Annotated in this window: 15 protein-coding genes and 1 pseudogene; 10 read left to right on the top strand and 6 right to left on the bottom strand. The window is 20.5% G+C overall.

The window, feature by feature from the left end; all coding sequences use genetic code 4:
• Positions 1 to 24: 24 nt before the first annotated feature.
• From STURON_RS03195 to STURON_RS03170, 6 genes and pseudogenes are all read left to right on the top strand, one after another.
• The gene (locus tag STURON_RS03195; protein WP_075048440.1) at positions 25 to 918 is read left to right on the top strand and encodes a hypothetical protein; all 894 of its coding nucleotides are present in this window, start codon (positions 25 to 27) and stop codon (positions 916 to 918) included.
• A 1,056-nt stretch (positions 919 to 1,974) separates the two neighbouring features.
• Positions 1,975 to 2,631, top strand: a complete 657-nt coding sequence (locus STURON_RS03190) for a hypothetical protein (protein ID WP_075048439.1) — start codon at positions 1,975 to 1,977, stop codon at positions 2,629 to 2,631.
• Positions 2,619 to 2,972, top strand: a pseudogene (locus tag STURON_RS06015) (RNA-dependent RNA polymerase family protein); the annotation flags it as partial. The gene STURON_RS03190 and the pseudogene STURON_RS06015, both read left to right, overlap by 13 nt.
• A 66-nt stretch (positions 2,973 to 3,038) precedes the next feature.
• Positions 3,039 to 3,785: a hypothetical protein gene (locus STURON_RS05905; protein ID WP_075048438.1), complete on the top strand. Its 747-nt coding sequence runs from the start codon at positions 3,039 to 3,041 to the stop codon at positions 3,783 to 3,785.
• 681 nt (positions 3,786 to 4,466) lie between these two features.
• Positions 4,467 to 4,802 carry a hypothetical protein gene (locus tag STURON_RS03175; RefSeq protein ID WP_075048437.1) on the top strand — a complete coding sequence of 112 codons (336 nt, stop codon included), beginning with the start codon at positions 4,467 to 4,469 and terminating at the stop codon, positions 4,800 to 4,802.
• Positions 4,745 to 5,773 carry an AAA family ATPase gene (locus STURON_RS03170; protein WP_075048436.1) on the top strand — a complete coding sequence of 343 codons (1,029 nt, stop codon included), beginning with the start codon at positions 4,745 to 4,747 and terminating at the stop codon, positions 5,771 to 5,773. Before STURON_RS03175 ends, STURON_RS03170 begins: the two co-directional genes overlap by 58 nt.
• Before the next feature lie 132 nt (positions 5,774 to 5,905).
• Here STURON_RS03170 and STURON_RS03165 read toward each other — a convergent pair whose 3' ends face one another.
• The 3 genes from STURON_RS03165 to STURON_RS05945 all read right to left on the bottom strand — a co-directional run bounded on the left by STURON_RS03165 (position 5,906) and on the right by STURON_RS05945 (position 8,210).
• A complete protein-coding gene (locus STURON_RS03165) occupies positions 5,906 to 6,970 on the bottom strand; it encodes a DUF4238 domain-containing protein (RefSeq protein WP_075048435.1) in 1,065 nt (354 codons plus the stop codon).
• Between the two features lie 534 nt (positions 6,971 to 7,504).
• The gene (locus STURON_RS03160) at positions 7,505 to 7,885 is read right to left on the bottom strand and encodes a hypothetical protein (RefSeq protein ID WP_075048434.1); all 381 of its coding nucleotides are present in this window, start codon (positions 7,883 to 7,885) and stop codon (positions 7,505 to 7,507) included.
• Between the two features lie 190 nt (positions 7,886 to 8,075).
• The gene (locus STURON_RS05945; protein WP_269078821.1) at positions 8,076 to 8,210 is read right to left on the bottom strand and encodes a hypothetical protein; all 135 of its coding nucleotides are present in this window, start codon (positions 8,208 to 8,210) and stop codon (positions 8,076 to 8,078) included.
• Between the two features lie 234 nt (positions 8,211 to 8,444).
• Between STURON_RS05945 and STURON_RS05765 the strand changes: the two genes are divergently transcribed.
• Positions 8,445 to 8,624 (top strand): hypothetical protein, encoded by a 180-nt coding sequence (locus tag STURON_RS05765; protein ID WP_158500514.1) that lies wholly within the window; start codon positions 8,445 to 8,447, stop codon positions 8,622 to 8,624.
• Between the two features lie 285 nt (positions 8,625 to 8,909).
• Here STURON_RS05765 and STURON_RS03155 read toward each other — a convergent pair whose 3' ends face one another.
• Together STURON_RS03155 and STURON_RS05940 are read right to left on the bottom strand one after the other, a co-directional pair.
• Positions 8,910 to 9,989 carry a hypothetical protein gene (locus tag STURON_RS03155; RefSeq protein WP_075048433.1) on the bottom strand — a complete coding sequence of 360 codons (1,080 nt, stop codon included), beginning with the start codon at positions 9,987 to 9,989 and terminating at the stop codon, positions 8,910 to 8,912.
• Between the two features lie 69 nt (positions 9,990 to 10,058).
• Positions 10,059 to 10,184, bottom strand: a complete 126-nt coding sequence (locus STURON_RS05940) for a hypothetical protein (protein ID WP_257719728.1) — start codon at positions 10,182 to 10,184, stop codon at positions 10,059 to 10,061.
• 86 nt (positions 10,185 to 10,270) lie between these two features.
• Here STURON_RS05940 and STURON_RS03150 point away from each other — a divergent pair, with 86 nt between their 5' ends.
• Positions 10,271 to 10,666 carry a DDE-type integrase/transposase/recombinase gene (locus STURON_RS03150; protein WP_075048432.1) on the top strand — a complete coding sequence of 132 codons (396 nt, stop codon included), beginning with the start codon at positions 10,271 to 10,273 and terminating at the stop codon, positions 10,664 to 10,666.
• Between the two features lie 271 nt (positions 10,667 to 10,937).
• Here STURON_RS03150 and STURON_RS03145 read toward each other — a convergent pair whose 3' ends face one another.
• The gene (locus tag STURON_RS03145) at positions 10,938 to 12,851 is read right to left on the bottom strand and encodes an AAA family ATPase (RefSeq protein ID WP_075048431.1); all 1,914 of its coding nucleotides are present in this window, start codon (positions 12,849 to 12,851) and stop codon (positions 10,938 to 10,940) included.
• Positions 12,852 to 13,035: 184 nt separating this feature from the next.
• Between STURON_RS03145 and STURON_RS03140 the strand changes: the two genes are divergently transcribed.
• Both STURON_RS03140 and STURON_RS03135 read left to right on the top strand, forming a co-directional pair.
• Positions 13,036 to 13,452 (top strand): hypothetical protein, encoded by a 417-nt coding sequence (locus STURON_RS03140; protein WP_075048430.1) that lies wholly within the window; start codon positions 13,036 to 13,038, stop codon positions 13,450 to 13,452.
• 142 nt (positions 13,453 to 13,594) lie between these two features.
• Positions 13,595 to 14,035 carry an IS3 family transposase gene (locus STURON_RS03135; RefSeq protein ID WP_082236181.1) on the top strand — a complete coding sequence of 147 codons (441 nt, stop codon included), beginning with the start codon at positions 13,595 to 13,597 and terminating at the stop codon, positions 14,033 to 14,035.

Raw genomic sequence — 14,035 nt, 5'->3', positions numbered from 1 at the left:
TCGCCTTGTGAGGTTAATATTTATATGCAGAAAGATATAGAAAATAAATTACTTAAAAAAGAAAATCAAAAACTCGAAAAAGAGATTAAAAACTTAAAAAAAGAAAAATTGAAAGATAGGGCTAAAATAGAATTTTTGGAAAAGCGCATGCCTTCTTGCATGAATTTATCGAAAGAACAGATGAAGATACAGACAAGTAAGAAGGCTTGAAAAAATGATGCCTATAATATTATTTTTTATGATAATTCAGTTGAGCTGAATTTAAAGGATAAATGTAAAGCACTTTTTGTAAATTACTCAAATTATGCTAAGTGAAAAATAAAATATCATGATATTTTATCAAGAGGTAAGACAACTAAGTTAAAACGAAAGTATAATAAACGTGCGATTGAATTAATTAATAAGTTCACTAAATTAAATGGTGCTTCAGGCGCTCGCAATGTAAGTTCTTGAATTACGGACAATCATGCAGTTAACATTAGTTATAAAATAGTAAACGAACTAAGAAATAATAAACTTGTAAAATTACCAAAAATTAAGAGAGTTGCAAAAAAATATACTAGTCAAAGGGGCAATGTTGTCCCAGACCTTATTAAAAAAGATTTTAAATCACAATATAATTTTCATAAAATTGGTTTAGATGGTTCTTATTTAGATCTTATAATAAATGGGAAAAAAACAAAAATATTAGGAGAATTTGCATACAATTGATACAATCGAGATATGATTGCTTACAATTTTGATTTCAGTGAGAATTCGCAAGTAGTAAGTAAAACAATTATGGATATTATTAATGTAGTAAGTAATTATAAAGTTGATTATTCAATTATCCAAATGGATAGAGATACAGCAAACACTTCTAATATAGTTAAAAACATAATTGAATGTTACCCAAATTTTGTTTTATCAATGTCATAAGCTGGTTTTAAACATAATGCTCCGACAGAATCATTAAATGGTTGATTTAAGGAATGTTTTTTTGCAGAATATGGAAATATATTTCTTAGTATCCAAGAATTTTTAAATAAATTTGATGAATTTATTATTAAAAGAAACTCTTTACAAACTTACATATACAATAAAAAAAGAAGCCAAATAATATAAAATTTTCAGGTCTCTTTAAGGTTGTTTATTCTAAGTAGAAAAAAGATAATTTTGTTAAAAAAAGATTTATTTTAAATTTAGTTCTTTAATATAATATTTAAAAAGATGAGATTTTACAATTATGACAATAGTCAAAGAATAATAAGATCAAGTTTCCTAATATAGTTAAGCATAATTATAATATAAAACAAATTAATTAACAGTAACTAATTTTATCATACTGATGCATTGGTTTAAGAAATTAATAATTATTAATTTGCAACTATCAATAATATGAATAAAAAAGAGTTTCTTTATGCTTATTATAAAGAACAATATCCGATTAGTTGTAGAAAAAATAAACGAAATTAATAAAATAAATTTTTAATCATATCATATTTACAATATTTAAGTTTTGAAGTAATGTTTAGTAAAAAAAAGATAGTAAAATATCAATGAGTAGAATAGTTAATTCAATATACAACAGTGAAAATGAAATATTTTTAAGCTGATTAAAATGAGAATGTTTAAATCACATTAATAATAAACAAAGTAATTAACAAAATTATACTTAAAATTTTAAACTGAAAAATCCCGACCATAACAAGCATTAATATTTAAAAACTGTAAAATTAATTTTAATATTTTTTTTACATATTTTTAAGATAATTAATGAAAATACTTTTTATATTAGTTATAATTATTTATAATAAAATTATTTTTTTTAATTTATAACAATAAAAATTTTTATAAATTAAAAGTATGAAAACTTATGTAATATCATTTAATTAAAATTTATCTAAAAAGCTACGTTTATAAAGTGGTTTACTAAAAGCATAATAATTAATGATTTTTACATTAATTAAATTTAAAAATGAAAGGAGTTAAATTATGAAAATCAGCAGTTTAAAAGAAAAATTAATTAATAATGAACTTTTTGATGAAGAGTTAAACATATTTTTAAATAGTGGATTGTTTCATAATCTACCGAAATGTTTTACTAGCTCTAAAAATAAAAAAAATTCTTTTCTCAAAATAATAGAATATTTTGAAACTACTAATGATGATACTTATTCAAGTCTAATAAATATAGATTTTGAAACTGATTTTGAAAAATTAAAAAATTTCATAAAAATAATTAAAAGTAAAGTTAATTACACACTTAAAAATGCAAATGGATGAAAACAAAAAAAAGGGCTTCCAAGCGCTTCATTTCTAATACAAAAAAGTGATAATTTTTTACGAAAAATAAGCGTACCACATTTCTTATCATATATTTTTCAAGTTTTTTATTTTTTAATAAATAAATTAATGATTTATAAAATCATAAATAATAATATTAATAAAAATAATTTGTTTAAATTGTTTAATGATAATAAAAACTATGAAGAAATAAGTTATCTTCAACAAAACTACGATGAACAAGTTTTCCATTTAAATAATATTTCAGATATTAATTATTGTGATTTTAATTCTAATAATAATTTTTCTAAAAACATTCAAATAAAAAATGAAAAAAATTTGGTAAGAGATATATTTATAAAATAGATATAAAAGATTTTTATAACAGAGTTTATAGTCATATCTTTACACAACCACCTATAATTGAATTTCTTACAAGTATAAATGAAAACGAAAAAATTTTTAAAGAAAATAATTATATAAATAGTTTTGGAGATTTATTAGACAATTTTTGTAATATTGTAAATGAGAATCAAACCAATTTACTTATTACAGGTCCATTTACTTCAAATATAATTTCTGAAATAATATTATCCTTTATTAATTATAAATTACATCAAGAAAAGATTACTAACTTTATCAATTTTAAGGATGATTATGAGTTTTATTGTAACAATGAATCTGAATATTTAAAAATACACAATATATTCCAAAACATTATTAGAGAAATAAATTTTGAAATTAACCCAAATAAGACAAGTGTTAAAAGTATATTGTATAACGAAGATGTAGATTATATTAAGTTAAATTATATTAAAGAAAGATATAGTAATTTAAAAAAACCATCTATTAATGAGTGAAATGCATTAAGTAATTATATCAGCAAAGTTGAATATAGAAATAGCAAATATGTATTTAAAATTTTAAAAGACATAATAATTAAACAAATTAACGATAATTTGTATAAATATATTTTTGTATATTTAGTTAATTATTTGATGATTAACGATAGACCAAGCAACATTATTTTTGATATACTTTTTGAAGCTTTTAAATATTGTAAAGAAGATAAAGGATTTTATATAAATAAGTTAAAAGTTTTAATAAAAGAAAGTATTAATAATAATGCTCTTTCAGTAATATATTTATTCTATATATTAATAAAATTAGAAATTGATATTAAAGAATTAGTTGAATTTATATACGAATTAGATGCTATTAATACATTTTCTTTAATGATTGTTATCAATTACCTAAGAAAAAATCTAAATAAATGTGAATATATTTACGAAGATTTTATTTATAAGTTAGTCGAAATAATAAATAAGGAGATAGAATTAACTAAAAAAATATACGATAATATCTATTTTAGTGATAAATCCTACCTATTTATTGAAATTTATAAATTTAAAATAAAATATAATAATTTATTTCCTAGCACTATACTAGATAATTTAGATAAACCTGAAGATAATTTTTTAAAATTTATCATAGATAACATTGATTTCATAGATGTGTAGTAAATTAAATTGAAAATTATTTAATTTAAATAAGTTATATTTCACAAAAATTAAACATAAAAATCAACTTAAAAATATATAATGATTACATTTTTTTTATAATAAAAAATTATATTAATAAATTATTAAATAAAAACAATTTTTATATAAGAGATTTAACAAAAATTGTTTGTTTACTATAAGCTATAACTTCTCGTAGATTATTTCAATATAATCAATTAAAAAAAACTAAAATTGAATGGTTAACTAAAGATTTTTATGTATATGCTAAAAAATTATTTAATGAAGGTGACCCATCAAACAAACTAAATTATAAAGAATTAATTTATATAAATCATGATAAGTGTCTATCTATAAGAATTATAAAAGAAAATTATTTAACTACTGACATTATTAATAGTGGTACTTTTGATTGTTATCACGAAGAAAAGAAAACATTATGACAATTTTATATAAAGAATAACTTAACTAAAAAATCCTATTTTGAAACAATTATGTATGCTTATATTCTATACATTAACTATAAAGAAGTATTATATAAAATATTAAGTTTTAAAGTATGTGTAAGTACATCCACAAGTGATGACGAGTTTTTAAAATCAATTAATAACTAATTTGTTAATATAAATATAATGTTTTAAAATATATGTAGTGATTAAGAAATAAAGGGTAATAGAAAGAATGTATAAAAAATATAACAAAGGATTATTAACAAAATATGTTAATAATGAAATTCATTTACTATTAGATGATCAGAAAGTACTAATATTTGACGTTTCAAGTATATTAATTGAAAGTAAAAAGTTTATCAATAATAATATTAATAAAACAATTGTAATAGAAGTAAAACCTAAATGATTTTTATCAAAAGGTGCAGTTGAAGTTTTAAATTTTTATACTATTGCAAGTTGAAATAACAATGCATTTTCATTATTTTGCCAAGCTATGAATAAATATATTTGATCAAGTGATTTTTATATCGAATTGAGTCATTTAATAATAATGATAAAAACTTAATTAATAAAGAGAATAATGATGTTTTACTGCACTTTTTAAAAAACTCTCAAAAAAAATTCAAAAATTTAGGCATTAAGATCCTATCTTTTTTTCATCTTGAATGTCTAAATTTTAATATTCTGACTACTTTTTTTAATAATATTGAAATAGATGATATAGATTATTTTAAAAGTAAATTTGTAAGTTCTATTTTAGAAAGATTAAGAAATATTGATAAATATATTGATGTAACTGAATATTATAGTGATATATTTGATTGTTTAATATCTTTAAAATTAAATCTTAATGTTGAAAAAATAAAACATTTATATTTTATTCTAAATATTTATAAAAGCTGCAGTGAAAATGGGGATCTTTACCTAAAAAGTACTGAGTTAATGAAATTATTAGATGATACATATTTAAAAGATGTTAGAAATTTAATTACTGATTGTATTGAAAACAATTATATTAAAAAAGTATCTACTAATTCTAATAAGATCAAATACTATCCTTATATATACTATCTATATGAATATGAGATATCTAAAAAAATAAAACAAATATTAAAACAAGAACATATAAATTTATTTAAAAATGATTGAGAATATTATGCAAAAAATTTTAATATCGCTAATTTAAATATATTAACTGAAGAGCAAGTAGAAGTATTAAAAAGTTATATTAAAAATAAAATAATTATTATTAATGGAAGAGCAGGAACAGGCAAAACAACTGTTATTAAAAGCATTGTAGATTTAACTAAAAAAGTAAATCCCAGTTGTGAAATAAAATTATGTGCATTATCAGGTATGGCTGCAAGTAACATAAAGACAAAAATAGGTGATGAATATAATATTAATTCATTAACGTTATATTTATTTTTGTTTCTAATGAAACAATGTTTGATTTATTTCTTTATAAATTTGCCATATAAAAATTCTCTATATATAGATTATATTAGAAATTTTTTATTCAAACTCTATACATAGAGGATTTTATTCATATGTTATACTTGATATAATATTTTTTTAATCTATTGTGTTTGTTAATATTTGATACAAGAAAATTTTATTTTAGCATGTTTTAATAATGTACATTTTATATTATTTATGGTTTTTTATTTATCTATTTATTTCCTCGATTCTTTGGATATTAAGTTTTTCTATCATAACTTTTGCATTTTTTATATCGTCTTTATTAATAAATATTACATCTAAAATACTTTGAGAGTAAATAAGACTGTTGATTAATTTAACTTGCTCAGAATTAAAAAATTTTATATCATAAATAAACAAGTCTTTAATATTAAATTTATGTTTCTGAATATAATTAACTCTGTGGTTTCTCTTACTAAATATTTCTGGGAAATAAGTATCTAGAAGATAAAAACCTCACGGATTATTTTTTCTTGTAATATAATCCGCAATACAAGTGTCAGGTATACAATCTAATGCTGTAGTTTTGTTTAGAGTAATACAAAGTTTTGGGGTTATAGGCATAAATTCGATTATTGGAGTACTTGTTATATTATCGGCAATATGAACTGAAATATGATCATTTAAAATAAAGTTATCATTTATGTTATCTAATTTAATAAAATTCAAATAAGTTTCTTTAAAAAGAAATTTGATGTGATATCTAATTGAAAACGAGTTGTAAGATTCATCTTCATTAAATAGCTTGTATATTTCAAAATCACCTCTAATTATCTTTAAATAATAATTTTCATATAACAAGACTATATCATTAAGCATAGAAATTTTATTTTCTTCTGGATTTAAATTTTTAAATGTTTCATTAAATAAGTAATCACCATCTAAATTATTTTTTTTGATAAGACTACTTTTATTTCTATATCATTGTAATGCAAGAAAGAGCTTTATTAACATAATTTCTTTTCTGGTTATTCTGATAGTTTGAAATTTTCCAAATTTTTCTATAATATCACTTAAAACTAATGAACAGGAATTTTCCATATTTGAAAGAATATTTTCTATTTTGTTGAATTCGTAAATTGTTCCCTCATAAAACTCTTTTTCTAAAAATGGGTCCTTATTTCTTTCTTTTATATTATAATTTTCATAACTGTTATTTTTTATATTATAGTAATTAATTATATTATTATTTGCTCATTTTTTAATATAAAATTTTGGTAAAAAATGTTGATTAACTTTAGAATTAGACATAATAAAACCTTCTTTCTTAAATATTTTATAAGATATATTATTAAAAATAATTTAATAATTAATTTTAAAAGAAAAAAACTAATATTTAGTTTGAACAAAACAAAAGTTTTAATAAATGAAATATTTAAAAAAATATAATAACTAAATAAAATTGACAGATAAACAACTATAAAGAGACCAGATTAGTGATACTTTAAATACTAATATATTCAAAAAAAGGGTTTTTTTATGCCAAAAATAATAGATAAAAAGATAAAGTTAATAGCTAAAGGATCACCTCAAACTACAATTACTTTAACAAATTACTCTTGTACATTTCTATAGGAGTAATTTTTAATTTATTTATTATTCTATTGTATGAATATTTCAGATACAGTTTTCCATTCAAGATAGAAATTCTGTTTTGTTTAAAAATTTATATATTTTAAAATTATTTTATATAATATTATTAAAAAAAAGTTTCTACTATTGCGTTTTGTCATGAAGCATAACCTTCCGTAATACTTTATTGTATTTTATTTTCTTTACAAAAGTCTATCATACTAATACTTCTAAATTGTGCTCCTCTATCTGTATAGATAATTGAATTACATATATTGTAGTTATTTTTAATATATTTATTGATTTTATTAATTCTTTTGTAGTTTGATTACTTGAAAAATAAGTTTTTAAAGGTAATCTAGAATAAACATAAATATATGCAAACATATATAATTTAGAGTTATTAAACTTAAATTCTAATATTTCAATGCATATTTTTTCCAAAGGTCTTGAAGCAAAAAATTCTACCTTAACAGTAAATGGATTTTTTAATAAATTTGGAGCTGTATTTACAGGTTCTTTTTTGCCATTAACATAAGATTTTCATTTTCAACTTTTTTCACAATTATCTGGAAAAAGTCCTTGACTTTTCATTGAGTTTAAAACTGTTTTTCTACCGAGACCGATTTTTAAAGCTATTTTTTTATGCCCTCATTTACGGTCGGTGCCATATTTTAAGTAACAATCATTAAATAGTAGTTAAATGAATAGATCATAAGAAGTATTTCTTTATGTTTTATAATCTTAAGAACCATTATTAACTCAATTTTTATAAGTTTTAAAATTAATGCTTAATAAATTTAATAGTCATTGAAGTTTTATATCTTTTTTGCAAGTATTTACTTTTTATTTTATAAATCTCAATGTTTATTTTTTTTCTTTTTAAATCATTTACTATAGATTCTGTAAACTTTCCCATGATTTTGAACTTATTAATTAAATCTCTATTTTCCTTATTTTTGTTTTGTATCTATTTTCTTAAAAAATTTAACTCTTGTTTAAACTGGGAAAAATAAATTCTACACTAGAAAGAGGTGTAGTTTTTTATGTCAAAAAATTTAACAGTTGAACAATGATTAAAAATAATAAATATATATAAAAATGAAGGAATAAGAATAGCTGAGTTGAATATAGAATAATAAAATCTAAAGTTTTGAAACACTCATGTGAAATTCGTGAAAGAATTAAAAGAAAAGCTAAATTAGTAGATAATTATGGTATGAAAAGTTTAATTATAAAAAAAGGTTCTGGAAGATACAAAAAAAAGAGATGATTCTGATATTCCTGGAATAATCGATGATTTGAACGAAGAACAAAAAAAGAGAAATTATAGAAGATTGAATTAAAAATAAGAAAGATGAACAAGAAAGGAAATCTATTAACAAAATAAAGTCATTAAACACAACATTAAAAGCAAGAATTATACTGATGCATAGAACATCATTTTATAAAAAAAAGTGTTAGTAGAAAGTTTAAATACAATCATCTAAAAGATGCTGTTGAAAGTATAATAATAGATTCAAAATTTATTTATGGAAGTAGAAAAATAATTATTATTTTAAAACAAAAAGGTTTCATTATCAACGAGAATAAACAACCTTAAAGAGACCTGAAAATTTTATATTATTTGGCTTCTTTTTTTATTGTATATGTAAGTTTGTAAAGAGTTTCTTTTAATAATAAATTCATCAAATTTATTTAAAAATTCTTGGATACTAAGAAATATATTTCCATATTCTGCAAAAAAACATTCCTTAAATCAACCATTTAATGATTCTGTCGGAGCATTATGTTTAAAACCAGCTTCTGACATTGATAAAACAAAATTTGGGTAACATTCAATTATGTTTTTAACTATATTAGAAGTGTTTGCTGTACCTCTATCCATTTGGATAATTGAATAATCAACTTTATAATTACTTACTACATTAATAATATCCATAATTGTTTTACTTACTACTTGCGAATTCTCACTGAAATCAAAATTGTAAGCAATCATATCTCGATTGTATCAATTGTATGCAAATTCTCCTAATATTTTTGTTTTTTTCCCATTTATTATAAGATCTAAATAAGAACCATCTAAACCAATTTTATGAAAATTATATTGTGATTTAAAATCTTTTTTAATAAGGTCTGGGACAACATTGCCCCTTTGACTAGTATATTTTTTTGCAACTCTCTTAATTTTTGGTAATTTTACAAGTTTATTATTTCTTAGTTCGTTTACTATTTTATAACTAATGTTAACTGCATGATTGTCCGTAATTCAAGAACTTACATTGCGAGCGCCTGAAGCACCATTTAATTTAGTGAACTTATTAATTAATTCAATCGCACGTTTATTATACTTTCGTTTTAACTTAGTTGTCTTACCTCTTGATAAAATATCATGATATTTTATTTTTCACTTAGCATAATTTGAGTAATTTACAAAAAGTGCTTTACATTTATCCTTTAAATTCAGCTCAACTGAATTATCATAAAAAATAATATTATAGGCATCATTTTTTCAAGCCTTCTTACTTGTCTGTATCTTCATCTGTTCTTTCGATAAATTCATGCAAGAAGGCATGCGCTTTTCCAAAAATTCTATTTTAGCCCTATCTTTCAATTTTTCTTTTTTTAAGTTTTTAATCTCTTTTTCGAGTTTTTGATTTTCTTTTTTAAGTAATTTATTTTCTATATCTTTCTGCATATAAATATTAACCTCACAAGGCGAATAATCTAATTCGCTTTCTAATTCATTAATATTATATCTTTTTACTTATTGATATATCTGAGCAACGCCACTTTTTAAATTTAAATCTTCTTTTATTGACTTCGGTTTTTCACCACTTAAAAATTTTTTTATAGCTATTAATTTTATCTTTTTATCTATTATTTTTGGCATAAAAAACAACCTTTCTTTTGAATATATTAGTATTTAAAGTATCACTAATATGGTCTCTTTAAGGTTGTTTATTCTACGATAGAACTTTGAGACATTATTTAAAAAGATGAGGTTTTATAATTAAAACAAGAGTTAAAAAACGTAAACAAGAATTTAAAAATACTAAAGTTAAGTTTCTTGATTTAGTTAAACGTAATTATAATCCGGAAAAAGACAACATAATAGCGACAGATGTTTCTTATATTCCTGGGCTGGTTGAAGGAAACAATTATTATTTATCTGCAGCCATTAGCCATAAGACTAAAAAAATTGAGTCATGATGTTTATCACAAAGAAATAATACTCAATTAGTTGGAGACACATTAAACAAAATTAATAAAACTAAATTCATATTGCATTCTGATCAAGTATCACAATACTCAAGCTATGAAGTAAGAGATTTAGTAAAAAAAATGATAGTAGAATATCAGTTAGTAGAGTAGGTAATTCACTAGACAACAGAGAAATTGATTTTTTTTATTGTTAAAAGGAAAATATTTGAATCACATAAATATTCACAAAATGAAATATGATTAAATATCAAACACATAAATTGGTATATTAATTGTTACATTAACAAAAGAATAAAAAAAAGTTTAAATTGAAAAACTACATCCATAGATAGCGTGATTATTTAAAAACTTGAAATTTATTTTCCCAAATTATTTTCAGTGTTGTTTTAAATCTTTTAAACTTATAAATGTAATAACATTTTTATGAAATGTTATGTTTTTCGTTTTTAAGAGTATTTAAAAATAAGTCCAATTTTTTTTGATTAATACATTTTTCAATTTCATCAAAGTTTTTATCAAATAAATTTGCAAAATCAAGTTTATTCTTAACTTTTTCTTCTCTATTTTCTGATTTTTTTATTTTATCAAAACAATTAGATAATTCTAATAATATAGAAGAGTTATCAATATATTTAAAGTCATCCGTAATAAATTTTACTAAATATTCTGCATCTTTAAAATTTTTATCCAATAATATAATATTAACTATATCAGGATTAAAATAATTTTGATATTTATTTATAGTATCATTAAAAGAATCATCATCATTATCAATTAAAACATTAATCTTTAAATCATAAACAAGCATGTATGAAATATATTTTAATAATTTTTTATTTTTGTCATTCCCTTTACCAGAACCTGCAAAAATTTTAATTTTTCCATTTTTAATAATTTTTGAATAAATTATTTTATCAGTATATCCTTCAACTATCAATATTTCATCGTTTTTACTAAATTTTTGATCATATTCATGATTATATAAATTTTTCATAACATCCTCCAACATTGTATATCTTCAATCAATAGTGTTATAATGATTTAAGATTTGAATTTTATTATCTTCGCTTATTTTGAACTTGAAAATTGTACCAACATTAAAACCAAACATTTCTAAATTATGTGATGTAAAAATTATTTTTCTATCTCTAGAACTAATTTTTTCAAACAATTCAATTAACTTGAACCTTATAGTAGGATGTAAAAAGTTACCGGGTTCATCTAATAAAATTATGTATTTATTATATTTATCTTTTAAAGAAATTCATTTTAATATAATAAAGATATAAAAAAACTCAATGTAACCTGATGATTTATATTCATTCATGTGTTTTAAAGAAGAATTCTTTAAAGAGTTGTCTTTAATATTTATAAAATATTTACCACTATCATAACCTAAATAAAATACACTATTATTTAATAAACTTTCAGAAACATTTTTTTTATAAAATTCATTTATTTCCATTGTTAAATCTGATAATTTTTTTTCTATAATGCTTTTAATTTCATCATGTTCTTCACCCCTTTTAGAGGTTAAATTAATAAAATCTTCTTTACTTATGTTACTTATTTCCATAAATTTATTTTGAATATAATTTAAATTTTCATTAGTAATGGATTCATAATCAAGTAAATTAAAACTAAAATCATTGTATATATCATTAGAAATACATGAAATATTTGGTATTAACTTATAAATAATATTTTCAAATATATAGTCTATTGAATCATCATAAATATCAGTTCAATATCATGAATTAGTTTGTTTTAAAAAGTTTTTAAAATCTATCAAATTTTTTTTATAAAGTACGTCATTAAAATTAACATTATTAATAAAATTATGTAATGTGAAATATTTTTGACTTTGACTTTTTTCTGATAATATTGTTTTAACAATTTCTAATGAATTCAAATTTTTTTTATATAAATCATTCCAATTTAAAAAAATTTTTTTTGCTTCTTCAAAAAAATGATCATCTTCTTCAAATTCAATATTATCAAAAATATTTAAGAACTTATTTTCTAAAAATCTTTCATAATGTTCTACAATGCTATTTGTTAAAATAGTATTTTCTTTTGAAACAAATTTAATTTTAACTTCATTATCTTTTTTTTCAATTAAAATTAGAATATTATCAAACGAATATTCAATAGAAAAGTCTTCTAATTTATTAAATTCTAAATTTTTAATATTATTTATATTTAATGTTTCCTTTATTAATTCAAGAAATCTTGATTTACCCACTTCATTTTCACCCATTATTAAATTTAATTCATCAACTTGAAATTCTGAATTTTCCTCAAAATTTTGATACTTTACTATTTTTATTTTCATGTTTACCCCTTTTGATTTATGTTTTAATATTAACAAAAAATTACCCTCAAAGGTGGTTAAAATCATCTAATTTATAACTTAAGCAGTTTGAATAAAACTAATTAACTTAGAAAAATAAATTCACACTATAATGAGGTAAACTGGGAAAAATAAATTCTACACTAGAAAGAGGTGTAGTTTTTTTATGTCAAAAAATTTAACAGTTGAACAATGATTAAAAATAATAAATATATATAAAAATGAAGGAATAAGAATAGCTGAGTTGGAATATAGAATAATAAAATCTAAAGTTTTGAAACACTCATGTGAAATTCGTAAAAGAACTAAAAGAAAAGCTAAATTAGTAAATATTTATGGTATGACAAGTTTAACTAGAAAAAAAGGTTCTGGAAGATACAAAAAAAGATATGATTCTGATATTCCTGGAATAATCGATGATTTGAACGAAGAACAAAAAAGAGAAATTATAGAAGATTGAATTAAAAAAAAGAGAGATGAACAAGAAAGGCAATCTATTAACAAAATAAAGACATTAAACACAACATTAAAAGCAAGAATTATACTGATGCATAGAACATCATTTTATAAAAAAATGTGTTAGTAGAAAGTTTAAATATAATCATCTAAAAGATGCTGTTGAAAGTATAATAATAGAGTCAAAATTTATTTATGGTAGTAGAAAAATAATCATTATTTTAAAACAAAAAGGATTCATTATCAATGATAGAACTTTGAGACATTATTTGAAAAGATGAGGTTTTATAATTAAAACAAGAGTTAAAAAACGTAAACAAGAATTAAAAAATACTAAAGTTAAGTTTCTTGATTTAGTTAAACGTAATTATAATCCGGAAAAAGACAACATAATAGCGACAGATGTTTCTTATATTCCTGGGTTGGTTGAAGGAAACAATTATTATTTATTTGCAGCCATTAGCCATAAGACTAAAAAAATTGAGTCATGATGTTTATCTAAAAGAAATAATACACAATTAGTTGTAGACACATTAAAAAAATTTAATAAAACTAAATTCATATTGCATTCTGATCATGGAACACAATACTCAAGCTATGAAGTAAGAGGTTTAGTAAAAAAAATGGATTGTAAAATATCAATGAGTAGAATAGGTAATTCACTAGACAACAGAGAAATTGAGTATTTTTTTAGTTGTTTAAAAGGATAA

Source organism: Spiroplasma turonicum, assembly GCF_001262715.1.
Taxonomy (GTDB): domain Bacteria; phylum Bacillota_I; class Bacilli_A; order Mycoplasmatales; family Mycoplasmataceae; genus Spiroplasma_A; species Spiroplasma_A turonicum.
Note: the sequence above shows the minus strand (reverse complement) of the source record. Positions and strands in the feature narration are given on the sequence as shown.